This window comes from Mycolicibacterium celeriflavum (genome assembly GCF_010731795.1).
GTDB classification, from domain to species: domain Bacteria; phylum Actinomycetota; class Actinomycetes; order Mycobacteriales; family Mycobacteriaceae; genus Mycobacterium; species Mycobacterium celeriflavum.
The window spans coordinates 681,947-700,187 of sequence record NZ_AP022591.1 but is presented as its reverse complement, the minus strand read 5'-3'; the positions used below and the strand labels follow the sequence as shown (position 1 = coordinate 700,187).

Annotated in this window: 21 protein-coding genes and 3 pseudogenes; 13 read left to right on the top strand and 11 right to left on the bottom strand. The window is 64.7% G+C overall.

What is annotated here, in order from left to right:
- Positions 1-26: 26 nt before the first annotated feature.
- On the bottom strand, positions 27-677 hold the full coding sequence (locus G6N18_RS03260) for a TetR/AcrR family transcriptional regulator (RefSeq protein WP_083002804.1): 651 nt from the start codon (positions 675-677) through the stop codon (positions 27-29).
- 127 nt (positions 678-804) lie between these two features.
- Here G6N18_RS03260 and G6N18_RS03255 point away from each other — a divergent pair, with 127 nt between their 5' ends.
- The 3 genes from G6N18_RS03255 to G6N18_RS03245 all read left to right on the top strand — a co-directional run bounded on the left by G6N18_RS03255 (position 805) and on the right by G6N18_RS03245 (position 4,378).
- Positions 805-1,539 (top strand): SDR family NAD(P)-dependent oxidoreductase, encoded by a 735-nt coding sequence (locus G6N18_RS03255; protein ID WP_083002846.1) that lies wholly within the window; start codon positions 805-807, stop codon positions 1,537-1,539.
- A 182-nt stretch (positions 1,540-1,721) separates the two neighbouring features.
- Positions 1,722-2,192, top strand: coding sequence for a nuclear transport factor 2-like protein (locus G6N18_RS03250; RefSeq protein ID WP_083002807.1), 471 nt, complete (start codon positions 1,722-1,724; stop codon positions 2,190-2,192).
- Between the two features lie 404 nt (positions 2,193-2,596).
- The gene (locus tag G6N18_RS03245; RefSeq protein ID WP_083002811.1) at positions 2,597-4,378 is read left to right on the top strand and encodes an acyl-CoA dehydrogenase family protein; all 1,782 of its coding nucleotides are present in this window, start codon (positions 2,597-2,599) and stop codon (positions 4,376-4,378) included.
- A gap of 250 nt (positions 4,379-4,628) precedes the next feature.
- On the opposite strand, the gene G6N18_RS03240 is transcribed toward G6N18_RS03245, so the two are convergent.
- A complete protein-coding gene (locus tag G6N18_RS03240; RefSeq protein ID WP_234806178.1) occupies positions 4,629-4,940 on the bottom strand; it encodes a VOC family protein in 312 nt (103 codons plus the stop codon).
- Positions 4,941-5,044: 104 nt separating this feature from the next.
- On the opposite strand from G6N18_RS03240, the gene G6N18_RS03235 reads away from it, so the two are divergent.
- Positions 5,045-5,878, top strand: a complete 834-nt coding sequence (locus G6N18_RS03235) for a class I SAM-dependent methyltransferase (protein WP_083002849.1) — start codon at positions 5,045-5,047, stop codon at positions 5,876-5,878.
- A gap of 613 nt (positions 5,879-6,491) precedes the next feature.
- On the opposite strand, the gene G6N18_RS03230 is transcribed toward G6N18_RS03235, so the two are convergent.
- On the bottom strand, positions 6,492-6,773 hold the full coding sequence (locus G6N18_RS03230; protein ID WP_067217236.1) for a type II toxin-antitoxin system RelE family toxin: 282 nt from the start codon (positions 6,771-6,773) through the stop codon (positions 6,492-6,494).
- Positions 6,770-7,045, bottom strand: a complete 276-nt coding sequence (locus tag G6N18_RS03225) for a type II toxin-antitoxin system Phd/YefM family antitoxin (RefSeq protein ID WP_067217392.1) — start codon at positions 7,043-7,045, stop codon at positions 6,770-6,772. Before G6N18_RS03225 ends, G6N18_RS03230 begins: the two co-directional genes overlap by 4 nt.
- A gap of 394 nt (positions 7,046-7,439) precedes the next feature.
- Between G6N18_RS03225 and istA the strand changes: the two genes are divergently transcribed.
- The 3 genes from istA to G6N18_RS24860 all read left to right on the top strand — a co-directional run bounded on the left by istA (position 7,440) and on the right by G6N18_RS24860 (position 9,793).
- Positions 7,440-8,681, top strand: a complete 1,242-nt coding sequence (istA, locus tag G6N18_RS03220) for an IS21 family transposase (RefSeq protein WP_163689798.1) — start codon at positions 7,440-7,442, stop codon at positions 8,679-8,681.
- The gene (gene istB, locus G6N18_RS03215) at positions 8,681-9,439 is read left to right on the top strand and encodes an IS21-like element helper ATPase IstB (RefSeq protein ID WP_163689796.1); all 759 of its coding nucleotides are present in this window, start codon (positions 8,681-8,683) and stop codon (positions 9,437-9,439) included. The genes istA and istB overlap by 1 nt, the downstream gene beginning before the upstream one ends.
- 147 nt (positions 9,440-9,586) lie before the next feature.
- Positions 9,587-9,793, top strand: a complete 207-nt coding sequence (locus G6N18_RS24860) for a hypothetical protein (RefSeq protein ID WP_163689794.1) — start codon at positions 9,587-9,589, stop codon at positions 9,791-9,793.
- A 417-nt stretch (positions 9,794-10,210) separates the two neighbouring features.
- Here G6N18_RS24860 and G6N18_RS24480 read toward each other — a convergent pair.
- From G6N18_RS24480 to G6N18_RS03195, 4 genes and pseudogenes are all read right to left on the bottom strand, one after another.
- A pseudogene (locus tag G6N18_RS24480) lies at positions 10,211-10,864 on the bottom strand (recombinase family protein); the annotation flags it as partial.
- A gap of 52 nt (positions 10,865-10,916) precedes the next feature.
- Positions 10,917-11,024, bottom strand: a pseudogene (locus tag G6N18_RS24855) (hypothetical protein); the annotation flags it as partial.
- A gap of 20 nt (positions 11,025-11,044) precedes the next feature.
- Entirely contained in the window at positions 11,045-11,371 is a 327-nt protein-coding gene (locus G6N18_RS03200) for a hypothetical protein (protein WP_083007421.1), read from the bottom strand.
- Entirely contained in the window at positions 11,368-11,784 is a 417-nt protein-coding gene (locus G6N18_RS03195) for a helix-turn-helix domain-containing protein (RefSeq protein WP_244960083.1), read from the bottom strand. The genes G6N18_RS03200 and G6N18_RS03195 overlap by 4 nt, the downstream gene beginning before the upstream one ends.
- Positions 11,785-12,086: 302 nt before the next feature.
- Between G6N18_RS03195 and G6N18_RS24850 the strand changes: the two are divergent.
- From G6N18_RS24850 to G6N18_RS03165, 6 genes and pseudogenes are all read left to right on the top strand, one after another.
- Positions 12,087-12,170: pseudogene (locus G6N18_RS24850) on the top strand (IS21-like element ISAau2 family helper ATPase IstB); the annotation flags it as partial.
- A 366-nt stretch (positions 12,171-12,536) separates the two neighbouring features.
- Entirely contained in the window at positions 12,537-12,866 is a 330-nt protein-coding gene (locus G6N18_RS03185; protein WP_067217233.1) for an ArsR/SmtB family transcription factor, read from the top strand.
- A gap of 2 nt (positions 12,867-12,868) precedes the next feature.
- A complete protein-coding gene (locus tag G6N18_RS03180) occupies positions 12,869-13,324 on the top strand; it encodes an SRPBCC family protein (protein WP_067217229.1) in 456 nt (151 codons plus the stop codon).
- A 2-nt stretch (positions 13,325-13,326) separates the two neighbouring features.
- Complete coding sequence (locus G6N18_RS03175) at positions 13,327-13,683, top strand: VOC family protein (RefSeq protein WP_067217226.1); 357 nt, start codon at positions 13,327-13,329, stop codon at positions 13,681-13,683.
- Between the two features lie 125 nt (positions 13,684-13,808).
- Complete coding sequence (locus tag G6N18_RS03170) at positions 13,809-15,428, top strand: FAD-binding oxidoreductase (protein ID WP_083007053.1); 1,620 nt, start codon at positions 13,809-13,811, stop codon at positions 15,426-15,428.
- Positions 15,429-15,632: 204 nt separating this feature from the next.
- Positions 15,633-16,037: a hypothetical protein gene (locus G6N18_RS03165; RefSeq protein WP_083007037.1), complete on the top strand. Its 405-nt coding sequence runs from the start codon at positions 15,633-15,635 to the stop codon at positions 16,035-16,037.
- Between the two features lie 21 nt (positions 16,038-16,058).
- On the opposite strand, the gene G6N18_RS03160 is transcribed toward G6N18_RS03165, so the two are convergent.
- Genes G6N18_RS03160 through G6N18_RS03150 form a run of 3 tightly spaced genes read right to left on the bottom strand, consistent with a single transcriptional unit; the run spans position 16,059 to position 18,223 of the window.
- Positions 16,059-16,880, bottom strand: coding sequence for a thioesterase family protein (locus G6N18_RS03160; RefSeq protein ID WP_083007034.1), 822 nt, complete (start codon positions 16,878-16,880; stop codon positions 16,059-16,061).
- 37 nt (positions 16,881-16,917) lie between these two features.
- Complete coding sequence (locus G6N18_RS03155) at positions 16,918-17,619, bottom strand: SDR family NAD(P)-dependent oxidoreductase (RefSeq protein ID WP_083007031.1); 702 nt, start codon at positions 17,617-17,619, stop codon at positions 16,918-16,920.
- A gap of 4 nt (positions 17,620-17,623) precedes the next feature.
- On the bottom strand, positions 17,624-18,223 hold the full coding sequence (locus tag G6N18_RS03150; RefSeq protein ID WP_109749590.1) for a TetR/AcrR family transcriptional regulator: 600 nt from the start codon (positions 18,221-18,223) through the stop codon (positions 17,624-17,626).
- Positions 18,224-18,241 lie beyond the last annotated feature (18 nt).

Here is an 18,241-nt window from a genome sequence, read left to right as displayed (position 1 = left end):
ACCCTGCAGATTCCGCATACTCATCGTCAAACTGGGGCTGAGCTCGCCGCCGGATTGGGCGCGCGACCCCGTCCCGGTCGACAGTTCCCGCCTGCGCCGGGCGCTTCCGTTCCCGCGGGGATGGCGTTGTCTATGAGGACGACTGCGATGGCGGCGGCGGTGGCGAAGGTTTCGGTGCCGAGGATCCGGTTGCGGGCCGAGGCGCCATCCAAGAGCAGCGCCAGTTGTTCGCCGAGCTGTTCGGGGTCGGTGGCGCCGGCCTCGCGCGCGGTTTCGGTAAGCCGCGCGGCGAAGGCCTTCTTGTAGTCGCGGGCGTGTACGCGTGCCGGGTGACCCGCGTCGTTGATTTCGACGGCCGCCGCGATGAACGGACACAGAGGCGCCTGAATGTCGAAGGCGGCGAGGAGCCGTTCGCGAGGCGTCAGGTCAGTGCGGTCGAACACCTCGGGAAGAATTTCGGGATCGAATCGGCGTAGGTGTTCGGCGATCAGCTCATCCTTGCCGGTGAAGTGTTGGTAGAAGGTGCGTTTGGACACCTGGGCCACCGCGCAGAGCTGGTCCAGGCCAGTGTTGTTTATGCCTTGATCGCGGAACAGTTGTCGTGAAGCGCCGAGGATGCGCTCTCGTGCGCCCCTGCCGCGGCGCAGGCCTCGCGGCCCCTTCTCCAACTCCGTCATGCGTTCAGCGTAGCCCAAATTGGGTACGGATTGGTGTACATAGCTTGCGCTTTACTCAGCCGTCGAGTACGTTAAGCACTCAGATCGGTGTACATAACATCGGCGCTATCGGATGGATGGAGCGATCGTGGGAAAGCTTGATGGCAAGGTCGCGGTGATCACCGGCGCGACAAGCGGTATGGCGCTGTCCGGAGCCAAGTTGTTCGTCGACGAGGGAGCCCACGTCTTCATCTCGGGCCGACGGAAGGACGCGCTGGACCAGGCCGTCGAACAGATCGGGCGGAATGTGACCGGCGTGCAGGGCGATTCGGCCGACCTCGATGACCTAGACCGTTTGTTCGACACGGTCAAACAGGAAAAGGGCGCGATCGATGTGTTGTGGGCAAGCGCCGGGACAGGCAGACAGAACAGGCTCGGCGAGATCACCGAGGAGGACTTCCACGACGCCTTCTGGCTGAACGCGCGCGGCACGCTCTTCACGGTCCAGAAGGCGCTGCCGCTATTCAACGATGGCGGCTCGATCTTCATGACCGGGTCGAACGCATCGCTGCGGGGCTACCCGAATTGGAGTGTGTACGCGGGGAGCAAGGCCGTGCTGCCCGCCTACGCTCGGGTGTGGGTGTCCGAGTTGAGGGACAGGAAGATCCGGGTGAACGTGCTGACCCCCGGCCAGGTCGCCTCGCCGATGTTGGCGGAGGTGATGGACGAGGAGATGAAGGCACAGTTCGAGTCGGTGATCCCACGGCGAAAGATGGGCCGCCCCGAGGAGATCGCGTCGGCCGCGTTGTTCCTCGCCTCCGACGACTCGAGCTATGTCAACGGCATGGAGTTGGTGGTCGACGGCGGCACCACAGTGATATGAGCGAGTGACGACGGCATGTATGCCGACACAAACGTGCCGAACCGCGGCGACCAGCGCAGAAGAGTACCGTCCTTCCGATTTCCGGAGACCGTTCTGGCGTGGGCCCATTCGGGTCGTCGCACGGATGAGCCCAACCGATCAGGTCTCACAAACCACAAGCAACAAACGAATAAGGAGTAACCATGCCCACGTTCGCCCCGAATCGCGACGCCGTGGAATTCTTTGTCGACTGCATGCACGGCGGCGCAGACAACGACGCTCTTTCCGGAATCCTCGCCGAGAACGTGGTGCTGTATGGCCCGCTCGACGATGAGCCACTCACCGGGCGCGAGGCAGTCCTGGAAGCCATGCGGTCGGTCGGCACGGTGGCGACCGACCTCACCTACAAGGAAGTCCTCAGCGGTGAGACGCACCATGCCGCGTACTTCCGGCTGCAGATCGAAGACACCGTGGTCAACGGAATGGATTACATCCTGCTCAATGCGGACGGCAAGATCGCCGAGGTGACCATATGGTGGCGCCCGCTGCCGTCCGGCGTCCAGATGCAGGGGCGCCTTGCTGGTCTCCTCGGAATGCCGCCCTGGAAACTTCTGACAGATACGGAGTCCGTCAGGTTCGACCGCCAAGCATTTCGACGTACTGGAGGAGGCTAGACGAGAGGGGCCGACGTGGTTGACAAGTGTCTATTCCCGGATCTAGTTCTCATGACCAAACTGGTTGTATGCCAAGATTATTCGGATAGTCTCGAGTCGAACTGTCCAGCTCGAGATGACACGTCCGTACAGTTTGGATCGATGCCCCCGCAAAGCATGTGATCGATGCGACTCGCTGTACCGCCGCGACCTCGGTTGCTGAAAACGGGGAAGGGGAGACGTGTGGACCGGCGGAAGACGCAATGTCCGCACGAGTTTCATGAATAACAGCAGTTATCCACGAGATTCTGATGCGTGTCGCTTGAGCGGCGAGATCCGTGACAAGTGGTCAGCTGGCGGTACCGCTACAAAACAGGATTACAATTCGTCGACACCTGGCATGGCAAGTGTAATAACGTTGCGATGTGACCGACTACGACATCGAGGCGGTGGATCGGCTTCCCTTCGCGTCCGCGGAGAAATCAGAGCGCTATCGGACCGAGAACTACCAGGGCGCCGTGGGCCTGAACTGGTACACCAGCGATCCCACGCTGCAAGCGACGATGGCCTACTATCTGCAGCCCGACGAGCTGGCGTTTGCCGAACCGCTGCTGTCGCGCATCGGTGAACTCATGGGTGGCCCCGTCGCGCGGTGGGCCGAGGAGACCGACCGCAACCCGCCGCGCCTCGAGCGTTACGACCGGTGGGGCCACGACATCAGCCGGGTGGTCATGCCGCCGTCATTCGTCGAGTCCAAGCGCGCGGTGCTCAACGCCCAGGCCGAGTTGCGCGAGGATGCCCGCCGCGCCGGGGTGAACCCCACGCTGATGCTGTTCACGTCCAATTACCTACTCGACCAGGCCGACATCGGGATGGGATGCGCGTTGGGCACTGGCGGCGGGATGGTGCAAGCCTTGGTCGCGGCGTACGCGCCGTCCGATGTGCGCGACCATGTGCTCGCCAAGTTCGCGTCCGGCGAGTGGGCGGGGGAGACCGCGCAGCTGTTGACCGAGCGCACCGGCGGTTCGGATCTCGGAGCGCTGGAGACGACGGCGACGCGGCACGGCGATGCGTGGCTGCTCAACGGCTTCAAGTGGTTTGCCTCGAACTGCAACGGTGAGGCGTTCATCGTGCTGGCAAAACCGGAGGGTGCGCCCGACTCCGGCCGCGGCGTCGCCAACTTCCTGGTGCTGCGCACTCGACGCGACGGTTCCCGCAATGGCGTGCGGATCCGCCGGCTGAAGGACAAGCTCGGCACTCGCTCGGTTGCTTCCGGCGAGGTGGAATTTGTTGACGCCGAGGCGTTCCTGCTTTCCGGCGAGCCCACCGCCGATGCGGGCGCGGCCGACGGCAAAGGTCTGGGCCGCATGATGGAGCTGACGAACGCAGCGCGACTGGGTATCGCGCAGTTTGCTTTGGGCAATGCGCGGCGGGCACTGGTCGAGTCGCTGTGCTATACCCGAAGTCGGCAGGCGTTCGGCGACAAGCTGATTGACAAGCCGTTGATGCGCCGAAAGCTGGCCGAGATGATCGTCGACGTCGAAGCCGCCCAGGCGCTGGTTTTCGACGGCATGGGGTTCGCCAACCACCGGCAGCCGCGCCGGGTGCGCCAGCGCATCGCGGTTCCCGTTACGAAGCTCAAAGCCTGCCGGCTGGGCATAACCATGGCATCCGACGCGATCGAAATCCACGGTGGCAACGGCTATATCGAGTCCTGGCCGGTGGCCCGGCTGCTGCGCGACGCACAGGTGAACACCATCTGGGAGGGCCCCGACAACATCCTCTGTCTGGACGTGAAGCGGGGGATCGAGAAGGCCAATGCACACGAGCCACTGCTGCAGCGGCTACACGACGCGGTGTCAGTATCAGACGACTCGAGTGATGGAGTCACAACACGTTTGGTGTCGCAGCGCATCGAAGATCTCGACGCAGCAATTACCGCGTGGACGAAACTGGACGGCGCGGTGGCGGAGGCGCGGCTGTTCCCGCTCGCCCAGTTCATGGGCGACGTGTACGCCGGTGCGTTGCTCATCGAGCAGGCCGCCTGGGAGCGCGATTCTGGGCGCGGGGACCGCAAGGCGCTGGTGGCGCGGTTGTACGCGCAGCGGTACCTGGCCGACCGCGGACCGCTGCGCGGCATCGACGCCGAAAACGACGAGGTTATAGAGCGTTTCGACGAACTGGCCGAGGGGGCACTGAGGCTTTAGTGGGCAAGAGGTAATTAGCTGGGCATCACCTCTACAAACCCGTACCGCAGCGACGCCCTGCAGCGCACCGCCTCCGGGGCACCCGAATTTATCGGTAACCCGCCATATTCGACCTGGTCGTATTCCTTCGGTTGTAGGTGGCAGGTGAGGACGTTTCGGCCGGCTCGACCGGGTGGATCCTGCCCGTATTTCCGGCAACAGCCCGATAGTCGATCGTTTGTTTGAGTTAGCCGATCAGTTCGTCAGTATTTCACTCGAAAGTTGCCGACGAGCTGAAACTGGTTGTTATCCGTATCGGTGATTGGCCACAGTCGTAGCCCTGATTCGCTTCGATGATTTCGCCTGGGTCCAAACCGATCTCGCGGAGTTCCCGAGCGCCTTCCTCGATGTCCGACACGGCTAGGTTGAGCATCCCGTTGCCGGCAAGCTGGCGATCCTCGGTAACCTGCACCCAGGCGCCGTTGGTGACCTGCCATTCGATCAGATTCGACATCGGATTGTTGTCAGGTTCGCGGCCGAACAGATTTGTGTACCAGGACCTGCCGGCCTCGATGTCGCTCACAGCGAGCACGGCCAGTACGTAATCACCGCTTAGGCGCGTAATCACGACGGGCTGAACGGTTTCGGCGATCCGTTCACCCTGAGAAGAGGTGTATGTTCGCGGTCATGAGAAATGCCGCCACCGAACTGAGTCCAGTCGAACAGACCGCGCTTCTCACTGTCTACGCCAGAGCACTCGACAGTCGCTGGCGCCAACCGATCCTCGGCGACACGCTCGCGAGCGACGTGGTGGGCAAGATCGACTACGACTTTGCGGGTCTCGGCGTGCAGACCAGCGTCGTTTGCCAGACCGCGCTGCGCGCGAAGTTGCTCGATGACCGGGTACGCGGCTTCGTCGGGCGGCACCCGAATGCGGTAGTAGTCGATCTCGGGGCCGGGCTCGACAGCCGCTTCTACCGGATTGGTCCTCCTTCGTCGGTGGACTGGTACAACGTGGACCTGCCGGGGATCATGGCGGTGCGCGACGAGGTTCTACCGGCCAACCCGCAGTCGCATTCGGTGCCGGTGTCGCTGGCCGACAAGCGCTGGGCCGAGGCGATCCCGAACGAACGGCCCACCATGCTGGTCGCCGACGGACTTTTCGCCTTTTTGACCGAGCCGGTGATCGTGGACATCTTCCGCCGCATCACCGAGTACTTCCGTTCCGGCGAACTCGCGTTCAACGACTACGGCGGGATCGGCCTAGCCAGTCGGCTCGCGATCAAGCTGGCTCCGCAGAAAATGTTCAAGGATGTCGGAAATCAGTGGGGCTACGCCGGCTTCAAGGATGCACATCATCCACAGACTTGGAATCCGCGGATGAAGCTGGTCGAGGAGGCCAGTCTTGCGCACCAGCCGGAGGTCGACCTCTTTCCCGGCTGGGTACGTATCGCGACGAAGCTGATGGGCCAGACCAAGACCGGGGCCCGTAAGGCGCGAATTCTCCGCTACGCGTTCTAACGCCGCTCGACGAGGCCGCCGTTGTCATCGGGGTCGCGCAGTTGAAATCACTGCGGTGTATACCCACGCTGCACTGGGTCGAGTATGTGAGTTGACGGAACTTCAGCCGATGGTGGCCAGTCGGGGAAGGGCTTCGCCGCAGAAGAGTCGATGGGTCTAGTAAGTAGTAGTCCTGTTTTGCCCGGAGGACCATTGCGGAGGGTCCGGCATCCAACTTGACATAATGTGGCTTATCGGCACTTTGTAGTGCCTGGTTCTTTTGCCGCCGAGTGCACGCCTCACGTACCTCTGTGGTGCTTTTCCGCACCTGGAGCGTGCACTCGACGTCGCATCTCCGCGCGACTGCATCTCCACACGACTGTGGTGAAAGCGTTCTCACGGGGTTATGGGCGATGCGTCCACTCAACCTGTCGCGCCCGGGAGTACTACCTGCCCGCGCGCCGGCAGCGAATACCCCTCGCTACATCCAGGGGGTCCAACTGACACTCTTTCGTCACTGTGACGAATTGCCCATGGCTCGCTGTATGGATTCCACGTGCGAATCCTGCTCGTAATCAACGCTTTTTGATCGGATCGAAGGAACGCACCGGCCCCGCAATATCCGCAGCCGGCTTCAGCGCGGGCGGTAGATCTGGGCACGGTGATCGATCGCAACGATGACGATGGCGTGCTTGTCATCGTCGATGCGAAACAGCACCCGGTAATCGCCTCGGCGGGCGCTGCGGTAAGCCGCCAGTTCGCCCCGCAGGACCTTGCTGAGCCGCTGTGGGTTCTCAGCAAGCGGGCCGGTGATGAACTCGATGATCGCCATGGCGATCTTGCCTGAGGGGCGCCGCAAGTCACGGCGTGCGGACCCGGCTACGTCGACGTGGTACGGGCGGTCCTTTGTGGTCACCGTGGCGGAAGGCCGAACTCGTCACGCAGCGCATCGCCGTCGACTGTCGAGCCCTCTGCGTATTCGCGTTCGGCCGCGACGATGGTGTCGCGGATCCCGGGCTGTGAAAGCCAATACACAGTCTCCTGCAGCGATTCGAGGTCATCGGCCGACATCAGGACGGCCGCAGGTCGCCCGTGCTTGGTGATGGTAATGATGTCGTGCGTGGCTTCGGCGTCATCGACCAGCGCCGACAGCTTGTCTTTGGCCTCGCCGAGCGGAATCGATCGCATGCGGCCCATTATAGCCACACATCTAGCCGTAAACTAGCCTGAGATATGGCCACGCTCCGGACGCTGCGATGTGCGCATGCTCCACTCCCCCGCAATTCGCACCTCTTGAGCACGCACCGTTACCGGCACCGGCGCGAGTTGCACTGTGGCACAGTGCTATTCGGTGCTATGGTTTTGCCTGGCCCGTCGAGCGTCGAATTCGATGGGAAGTGTTTTCGGGCCTCAACAAATCTGCATATCTGCGCCAGCCGACACCTTTCTCATTGAATCTGCGCCGAGGACGTCGTCTTGTCGCTGTCAGCGGCACGTGAAAACTGACCCCGGCGCGGCAACTGAATTTTGACCCCCTGGTCCGGTGGCCTGGCTCTAGTCGAGCCAGGAGGACCAGAAGGGAATGTTGTCTGTGGAAGATTGGGCCGAGATCCGTCGTCTGCGCCGTGCCGAGGGCCTGCCGATCAAGGTGATCGCGCGGGTGCTGGGGGTTTCGAAGAACACCGTGAAGTCGGCGTTGGCCTCGGATGTGCCGCCGAAGTACGAACGGCCACCGCGGGGTTCGATCGTCGATGAGGCTGTACCGCGGATCCGCGAACTGCTGCAGGCCTATCCACGGATGCCGGCGACGGTGATCGCCGAGCGGATCGGCTGGACCCGCTCGATCCGGGTGCTCTCGGCGCGGGTGGCTGAGTTGCGGCCGGTGTATCTGCCGCCAGATCCGGCCTCGCGCACCGCCTATGCCGCCGGAGAGATCGCCCAGTGCGATCTGTGGTTCCCGCCGGTAGAGATCGCGGTCGGCTTTGGCCAGACCCGCACCGCCACCCGGTTGCCGGTACTGACGATGATCAGTGCCTACTCGCGATGGCTGATGGCCATCTTGCTCCCCACCCGGCGTGCTGAGGATCTGTTCGCTGGGTGGTGGGAGCTGATCAGCCGGCTCGGCGCGGTGCCGCGAGCCTTGGTGTGGGACGGTGAGGGTGCGATCGGGCGTTGGCGCGCGGGGCGCGTTGAGCTGACCAAGGAATGTCAGGCCTTTCGCGGGGTGCTGGCCACCAAGGTCATCGTCTGCAAGCCCGCCGACCCGGAAGCCAAAGGGCTTATCGAACGAGCCCATGACTACCTGGAGCGTTCGTTTCTACCTGGCCGCACCTTCGCCTCGCCGGCCGATTTCAACACCCAGATGACCGATTGGCTGGCCGTGGTCAACACCCGCACCCGCCGAGCGCTTGGCTGCGCCCCGACCGACCGGATCGAGGCGGATCGGGCGGCGATGCTGGGATTACCGCCGGTGGCACCGGCCACCGGCTGGTGTTCGTCGTTGCGGCTGCCACGTGATCACTACATCCGCCTTGACGGCAACGACTACTCGGTGCACCCTGCCGCAGTCGGGCGCCGGGTGTTGGTGCGCGCCGACCTGCAACGGGTGCACGTGGTCTGCGACGGCCAACCGGTGGCCGAGCATGCGCGAATCTGGGCGACCCATCAGACGATCTCTGATCCGGTGCATGTGGAGGCGGCCAAGGTGTTGCGGCGTAGAAGAATCCAGACCCCGACACCGCCATTAGAATCCGAGGTGCCGGTGCGCGAGCTGTCGTCCTATGACACCGCGTTCGGGGTCGATCTCGATGGTGGGGCAGCCTGATGGGGACTACCAAAACCACCACTGCGGCCGGCCGGGACGTCGCCGGCGAGCTGGCCTATCTGACTCGCGCACTTAAAGCCCCGACCCTGCGCGACTCGATTGCCCGGCTAGCCGAGCGGGCCCGGGCGGAGAACTGGACCCATGAGGAATACCTGGCGGCCTGTCTGCAACGCGAGGTTTCGGCCCGCGAATCCCATGGCGGTGAAGGACGCATCCGCGCCGCCCGATTCCCGGCCCGAAAGTCATTGGAGGAATTCGACTTCGACCATGCCCGCGGACTCAAACGCGACGCCATCGCTCACCTGGGCACCCTGGACTTCGTCGCCGCCCGCGACAATGTAGTCTTCCTCGGCCCACCCGGCACCGGCAAAACCCACCTGGCGATCGGACTGGCCATGCGGGCCTGCCAAGCCGGCCACCGGGTCCTGTTCGCCACCGCCGCCGAATGGGTAGCGCGACTGGCCGAAGCCCACCACGCCGGGCGCATCCACGCCGAACTGACCCGACTCGGGCGCTACCCGCTGCTCGTCATCGACGAAGTCGGCTACATCCCATTCGAACCCGAGGCCGCCAACCTGTTCTTCCAACTGGTCTCGGCCCGCTACGAACGGGCCAGCCTGATCGTCACTTCCAACAAGGCCTTCGGCCGCTGGGGCGAAGTGTTCGGTGACGACGTCGTGGCCGCCGCCATGATCGACCGCCTCGTGCACCACGCCGAAGTCATCTTCACTAACGGAACGCAAACGGTCTTGGGTTGACACTGGGTGCGGGACTGGCAACGGTTTGCCTGTTGGGCTGGTCGGCTGTGGCGGGTCGGGTGGTGGCGGGTCCAGCGCGATGCGGAGCCGGATCTGGACGTGCCAGCCGGTGACCCGTACGTCTTCGACGAGTAGGCGCAACAGCTGTTGTTTCTGGATGTCGTCGAGAGTGTCGATGACGGCGTGGATGCGGGCGGCGAAATCGTGGACGCGGCGGCGGAGCTGGTTGTCGCGGGCGAGCGCAGTTCGTTCGTGAGCGAGGCTGGTTCGCTTGTGCTGCAGCTCTTTCGGCGTGCGGCGACTTCGGTGGCGCGGCGCTGCATTTCGGGAAGTTCGATAAACCCACCCTGGTAGAGGTCGATCAGGCGGCGCCGTTCGGCGTCGGCGGCGTCGATCTTTCGGTCCAGCCGGGCCAGTTCGGCGCTGAGGAGTTCGTCGTCGGGGATGGGCGTGTGCAGGGTGACCGCTTGTTCGCCGGCCAGTAGTTGGTCGGGTGGGTGATCGCGGCGCGAATGTGGTCGAACACGAATGTGTCGAGCGCGTCGGCGCGGATGTTGCGTTCGGGGCAGCGGTGTTGTTCGCCGCCGGCGCGCAGCGGGTCGTGGTTGCGGCAGTAGTAGTAGCGGTGCCAGATCCGTTGCGGCCGCGCATCTTGTGGCAGTTGGTGCCGACACCGCAAACACCGCATTTGACAAGGCCTTTGAGCAGCCACTGGCCGGGTTCGGCGCGGCGCGGGCTCCACTTGCTGTTGTCGGTGGCGACTCGGCTTGCGGCCTGGAACAGCTCGTCGGAGATGATCCGGGGGCATTCGATGGGGATCCATTCGTCGCGGTCGCGCGGGACCTGTCGGTTGCGGCGGGTGGGGCGCCGGTCGGGCACCGATTCGGTGCGGTTGTAGTACACCCGGCCGATGTAGGCCTCGTTGCGCAGCAGCCGGCTGAGCGTGGAATGGCCCCAGGTGGGTTTGCCGGTCGGCGAGGGCACCCCGTCGGCGTTGAGCCGGCGACAGATTTCGCGCACGGTGATGCCGGCGGCGCGGTCGGTGAAGATCCGCCGCACCACCGCGGCCTCGGGCTCGTAGACCTCGTGGTGGGCCTGGCCGGTGGCGGGGCTGCGGGGAATGCGGCGGTAGCCGTAGGAGGCTTTCCAGGTGACGATCTCGCCGGCGCGGGCTCGGAACAGTTTGCCGCGCCGGTATCGTTCGGCGATCTTGGCTTTCTCGTATTCGGCGATCACGCCTTGGACCTGGGTGAGCAGGGTGGCTTGCGGGTCGTCGGCGGCCAGCCCAGGCGAGTCGGTGAATGCCACGGTGACCCCGAAGCGGTCCAGCTCGTCGAGCACCAGCACCTGGTATGCGTAGGCGCGGGCGAGCCGGTCCGGCGACAGGCACCACACCCGTTCCACGAGCCCGGACCTCGGCGGCATCACGTAACGCGTCCAGGCCGGGGCGGTCCAGTCGGGCGCCGGAATGCCCGTCGTCGACGTACTCGCCAACCAGCTCGTCACCGGCGGCGGTGATGTGATCGCGCAGCAGCGCCAGCTGTGAGCCGATGGTGCCGCGATCGGCTTGGCGCTCGGTGGACACCCGCGCATACAGCGCCGCCCTCACCGCAGGCCTGTCCCCGGTAGTGCCAGTGCAGCAACCGAATCCACGCGTGCGGCGGCGTCGAGCAGGAACTGATAGCCCGCGGCCAGTGCCGACACGCGCGGATCCTCGTGCGGTGTCCATGCCGGACGGGCAGCGGCGAGGAGTTCGGCGACGAACACCGGCTCGGCGCTGGGCCACGCGATCAACCCCGTCAGGCCGCGGCGGGCGAACCGGGCCGCAGCCAGACCTGCCGGTAGCCGGGAGTGCTCGAGCACGTGCGCGCGCAGTGTTTCGTAGTCGACCTGCGCCGCTTCGACCGGCGGCCAGAACGACCGGGCGCTCACCGGTCGCGCACCCGCTCGATGGTGCGCCGGTGCAACCGCACCCCGAACCGGTCGGCCACCTGTTCGGCGATCTGGGCCCCCGACCCGGCGTCGGCGCGGATGAACTCCACGATCTCCGGGCGCAGCTTGATCGGTCCGCGACGGCCCCGCCGCTCGTCCACCAGTCCGGCCATCCCCGACTGGTCGAACGCCGCCGCCACCAGATAGAACGCTGCGCGCGAATAGCCGTGTGCTGCAGCAACTTCCGATACCGGCAGGCCGTCCACCAGACGCGCCCGCAACATCTCGTACTTCACCTGCACCTTGTCGGAGGCCAGAAAGAAACCTGACTCGCCGGTGAACAACGGCGCCAACACCCCATCCGGATTCGGATGCAACAACCCCGCCTCGGTCAGCGCCCGAAGCCGTGTCATGTCGCTCACCGGCCTCACCTCCCACGCCCGAGCCTAAGCCCCTCCATCCGTGGCGTCTATTATTTACTGCCGCGTGTCGGCGATCGACGACTGTAGATACAGCGAGATAGCGATCAATATCCCAAATACAGCGACTCATGCGGCATATAACACTAGATATGCGGTCATCATCACTAGACATCCAACTCACTCCGAACAACCGGCCGCCGCCGTCGACGGCGGTGATCAGGATGCACATACAACCCGGGGACAGCCTCCGCCGGAGCCAGAACGACGGTCAACTGCAGCTTTGCGTTCCGTCGGTGGCCCTGAAAGGAGACAGCTACCGACTCAAAGACCGAGACCTTGGCCGCACACCTGCCGCGACCACCACCACTGAGGAATAATCACCAACCACCACCGGCAGGGGGTCAATTTTCACCTGCCGCCAGGGGGTCAATTTTCAGCCGCCGTCGACAGTCGCCGCGCCGAGACCTGGGCGCAGTACGGCTCGGCTTCCGGCTCGCCCACGACGGCTCGCCGTTCACCCGCTCCCCGTCTCCCCTATTCCACCGACGATACGTCACTGTGACGAATTGGCTTGTGGCGCCGGCTTATTGACGCGACATGCTTTGAATTGAATGGTCGGCCAGGAGCCGAGCAATTTCCTCCCGCCTCGCCGAGCGCGGCTGCGCCAACCCGGCTACGTCGATGCGTCTGCATGGTTAAGAAGTTGCTTGACTTTCCAGCGGTCGGCCGCAATAGTTAAGTATGTGCCTAACCAATCCGCTTCCGATCGGATCGGCCGCGTGTTCCAGGCGCTCGCGGACCCGACCCGACGGGCGATCGTCGAGCGGCTGGTGCGCCGCCCAGCGTCGGTCAAGGCGCTGGCCGAGCCGCTCACGATGTCGCTGCCCGCGGTGATGCAGCACCTGCAAGTGCTCGAGGCAGCCGGCGTGATCGTCACCGAGAAGGTCGGCCGAGTGCGTAGCTGCCGGATCGAACCCAAGGCGTTGCGTGAAGCCGAGCAGTGGCTCGGCCGCCAACGAACGGAGCGGGAACGGCAGCTTGATCAGCTCGATGACTATCTGAAGGGAAATTGATCATGGAGATAACCCACTCGACGTTCACCCTGGAGCGTCGCTATCCGGCCTCGGTCGAGCGGGTCTTTCAGGCTTGGGCGGATCCAAAAGCGCGGAGACGCTGGATGGCCCAAGGGGCCGAGCACTCTCAGGACTTTGTGGTAGGCGGACTCGAGACGGTCAAGGGGTTCGATGGAGAAGGTCGTGCTCTCACCTATGAGGCGCGCTACGCCGAAATCGTGCTCAACGAACGAATTCTCACGACGTCGACCCTGCACACCGAGGACCGACTGTCGACGGTCTCGGTAACCAGTGTCGAGTTCCGGGCAGAAGATGCCAACACCTGGGTGGTGCTGACCGAGCACGGAGTCTATCTACCCGGACAGGAGCAGCCCGAGTGGAGAGAACACGGAACCGCGCAGCAATTAGACACCCTGGCAGCGGAATTCGCCGCAGTCGCTGATTCAAAGGAGCACTGACCATGGCGCATGTTGAGTTCGTCCTGGCCGTCGTCGCGGTCAGTCATATCGACGCCGGCCGGGCCTGGTACACCACGCTGTTCGGACGCGAACCCGACAACAACCCGATGCCGAACCTGGTCGAATGGCAGGTCACCGACGGCGGCTGGGTGCAGGTGACCGAGGACCCCGCGCGTGCGGGCAACGGCATGCTCAACTTGGCCCTGTCTGACTTCGAGGAAGGCGTTCGCGAACTTCGCGAGATGGGTCTTGGCACTGGCGAGATCATCGACGCCAACAAGGGCGTACGACTATTTCCGATCACCGATCCCGACAACAACATGATTCAGCTGGTCGGCAACTTCCGGGTGAAGTACTAACTAGGACGCTGCGCGGCTCTGTATCGATGCGGAACACTCCCCGCTGCGCCACGGGTAACTCGCCGCAATCCCTCGCAGCGCTACGCTCCACACCGAACTCCATTGAGCTGAAGGCGGTTATGACGATGACAGGGCAACGTTCATGGTGGGGTTGGGGAACCAGCGCCGAGGCGCTGTCGCCGGCCGAGGCCGCCGAGTTGGTCTCTCGGACAAAGGCGATGCTGCCCGATCACGATTTCACCGACCATGCACCGCCGCAGCCAAGCGCACTCGGCATCGCACCGTCCCGCATTCGTCCACCGGCCGCCCTTTCCGACCTGTGCAGCACTGACCCCGTCGACCGGTTGTCTCACGCGCGCGGTAAAGCTTTCCGGGATGTGGTGCGCAACTTGCTCGGTCAGATCGAGCACATTCCGGACATAGTCGCTCGGCCCCGCACCGAACGCGACGTGGTCGACGTGCTGGACTGGTGCTCAGCGACCGCAACGCCGGTGATTCCCTACGGCGGAGGTAGCTCGGTGGTCGGCGGTGTCGAGCCTCGGTTCGACGGGCCGGCGGTCTCACTCGACTTGTGCCATCTGAACCAAGTCCTCGACATCGACGCCACCAGCCGCGCCGCACGCATCCAGGCCGGCATCTACGGCCCCGCGCTGGAGAGCCAGCTGCGGCCGCACGGCCTGACGCTGCGCCACTACCCGCAGTCATTCGCGTATTCCACTCTCGGCGGCTGGTTGGCCACCCGCGCGGGCGGGCACTTCGCCACCCTCTACACGCATATAGACGACCTGACGGAGTCGATGCGCGTTGTCACACCCGTGGGCGTCAATGAGTCTCGGCGCATGCCGGGTTCGGGCGCCGGCCCGTCGCCGGACCGCATGTTTCTTGGCTCCGAAGGCATTCTCGGCGTGATCACCGAGGCGTGGATGCGGCTGCAGCGCCGGCCGGTGTGGCAGGTGAGCGCCTCCATCGCCTTCGATGACTACCACCGCGCGGTGGGCGCCACCCGGGCGATCGCCCAAGCCGGCCTGTACCCATCGAACTGCCGACTCCTTGACGCCGCCGAAGCGTTCATCAACGCCGGCGTGACGGTCGGTGGCGGGCTGCTGCTGGTCGCATTCGAGTCCGCCGATCATCCCGTGGACAGCTGGCTCGACCGCGCCGTGCAGTTGGCCGCCGACCACGGCGGCACCGTCAGTTCACGACGCAGCAGGGACGCCGCGACTGAGCATTCGGCAGCGGACGGCAGTCGGGAAGCAGCAGCGACGTGGCGCTCCTCGTTTCTGCGGATGCCCTACCAGCGAGACGCGCTGGCTCGACGCTCGATGATTGTCGAGACATTCGAAACAGCCTGCACCTGGGACCACTTCGAGGCACTTCACCGCGCCGTCACCGAAGCGGCACGCACGGCGATCGCCAAGGTCTGTGGTGCCGGGGTCGTCACCTGCCGGTTCACCCACGTCTATCCCGACGGGCCCGCCCCCTACTACGGCATCTACGCCGGGGGCCGCTGGGGCGGCACCGTCACGCAATGGGATGAGATCAAGGCCGCCGTATCCGAGGCCATCATCGCCAACGACGGCACCATCACCCATCATCATGCCGTCGGCCGCAACCATCGAGTATGGTACGACCGGCAGCGTCCAGAACCGTTCGCGGCGGCGCTGACCGCCGCCAAGAGCATCGTCGACCCAGCTGGTGTTCTCAACCCGGGCGCCGTGCTCCCGAGCCCGCCCCGTCACCCATAGGCGTCACCGGTACAACTGAACGAAACGTCAACACGCGCCGGACCGGAAACGAGAAGTGGCAGAGGCTTTCCGGCAACACTGGTGCCCCCGCTCTCCCACTGTTCGTTAGCGCTACGCCGGTGTGACGCAGCCTCCTCAGGCCCCGTACGGTATGCGTTTGCCCAATCAACGGACAACCTGATCACCGTGCGGCATCGTTGTCACATGAGCCCAAAGGTTCCCACCCCCAAGGAGATCAAGGAAGCCGCGCAATCGGCTGCCGAGACCGCACAGTCCCTCGCGAACGAAGCCATGCGCATCCCGCCGGCGTCGATACAGCTGGCCAGTCAGATGCCGGATCTCATCGAGAATCTGGCCGCTGCAACAGAGCGCCTCAACGCGGCGATCGACCGCGCGGAACGCTATCTCGCGTTGGCCGACCCGATGATCCGGACCATGGATTCGATCCTGCCGCAACTCGAGGCGCTCGTGGCGACCGGAAACGACGTGTACAACTCCGTGTCGCGTATCCCAGGGGTTTCCACCGTCGGCCGGTTCGCGAGTCGAGGTTCGAGCCAGCCGCCGAGCAACAAATCCTCAGCAGGCCGGACGACGCGCAAAAAGTCCTGACCGCAGCCTTGTGAGCCGCGATCACTCGTAGTTGATCTCGCCCCTGGGAAACGGTCGATTTCTGAAGTCGATCTGCGCCGACGGATTCGCCACCGCCGTCACCATGCCGGACCCGAACGCGCCCTGGCGGTCGAACAGCGTCGCGGTGCCCACTGCGATGCCGTCGGCGGCCCAGTGCGAGTCGCCCTGCACGAGAATCCAGTCGTCGACCGGCAGGCGCGCCATCGCGACAGTCAGATCCCCGTTGATGTAGCCGATTCCGTCGGTGCCGAGGTTGGTCACCAGGCTGGTCGACTCCGCTACCGTGACAGCCCGGACGAAGGACGAAACCTTCTCGCCGGCAATGATGTTCGCGCTCGAAAAGTAAAAGCGCTTGCGGGAGGTGTTCTGGTGCGCCGCAGGCGACCGTGTCCATCCGCCGTCGTCGCTGCCGATGTAAGGCGCCAGCGCGTCGTCCGGCTGAGGCAACTCGGGAACGGAATCCGGGGTGGCCCATTGCTGTCCGGGTGGCTGCGACGACCGCCGGTACTGCACGAGGGTGGCATGTGCCACTGGGCGGCCGTCCTGCACCACATCGCATTCCGCGTTGCGCACCCGGCGTCCGTCCCGTATCAGCCGAACCTCGACGGTGGTGGGGACGTTTCGCGCGGCCCGAAACAGGTCCACCGTGAGCCGCGTCGGCATGAACTCGGCTGAACCGTGGTGGTTCTCCAGCGCCTGCGCAGCCAACCCGACGATGGCCGGACCGTTGAGGTGGTCATCGCCCCAATGGCTTTGGGCGAACCTGGTCGGCATGAGTCCACCGTCCGCGGTTGGGCTGAAATAGGCAGGCTCGGTGGTCATTGGCGGATCTTCGCACAGGGCGTCGGCGGGTCGACGGTCAGGTATTGCGGCCGCCGTTGACGCCGAGGATCTGCCCGGTGATGTAGCCGGCCTCATCGGAGATCAGGAAAGCGCATGCCGCCGCGATGTCTTCGGGCTTGCCCATGCGGCGCACGGGTGTCGCATCGATGGTGGCCTGGATATCGCCGAGGTTGCCGCGCGCCTCGGCCGCGCGCAGCATCGGGGTGTCGATGAAGCCGGGCGGCACGGCGTTCACCGTGATGCCGGCCGGGCCGTACTCCAGCGCCAGCGTCTTGGTCAGCCCGTTGACCGCCGATTTCGCCGCCACATAGTGCGCCATGTACGGCGCCCCGGAGTGGGTGCTCGAGGACGAGATGTTGACGATTCGCCCCCAGCCCGCTTCGACCATGTCGGGCAACACCGCCTGGACGCAGTGGAACACGCCGTTGAGGTTGACGTCGATGACGCGCTGCCACTGCTCGAATGTGATGTCGCTGAACCGGGAGAACCCGTCGAGGCCGGCGGCGTTGACCAGGATCGTCACCGGCCCGAGGCGGGTGCGGACGGCCGAGAGCGCTGCGTCGACCTGTGAACGGTCGGTCACATCGGCGGTGAAGGCCAACTCGTCGTCGTTCGGCGTCAGGTCGACGACCGCGACGTGGTACCCGCCGGCGCGCAGCCTGTCCACGATCGCGCGTCCGATCCCCGAGCCGCCGCCCGTGACCACCGCTGTCTTCATCTGCTCATCCCTTTCGTCGATGCGTTCTGCGCCGTGGCGTTCGCAATCCCAGCGTTCGTCTACCCGCGTCCATCAGATGTGTGGCCAGCGCATCGTCGTCGAACTGCACCCACATCGGTCCCACCGCTCCGGCCATGCCCGCGAAGACCATCGCCGCCTTGATCTGCCCCGCCGGGCCCGGTTCGACATCGGCGAGCAACCTCAGCTGCCGGGTGATCAGATCGCTCCAGTCGCGACGTTTTTGCAGCGCGGTGGCCACGCTGGGGTCGGCGGCCAGCACCGCCACGAGCCCGCGGTTACGCACCGCCACATCGGCGTAACCACTCAGCATCCATTCCGCCCTGGCATGTGGGGTGCTTCGTGTTTCGGCCGCTTCGACCACCGAGCGCAACTTCCCCAGTATCGGCTCGAGTACCGCACCGAGAAGCTCCTCACGGGTCCGAAAATGGTGGTATATCGCGGCTTTCGTGAAGCCGAGTTCATCGGCGATCATCTGTAGTGACGTCCCGGCGAAGCTGTGCCGGGTGAACAGCGTGACCGCGGCGTCGATGAGCCGCTGCCGGGTGTCCGTGGCGTCGCTTCTGTCCATCGCGGCGGTCGCCATCACCAAATCCGTCTGCTT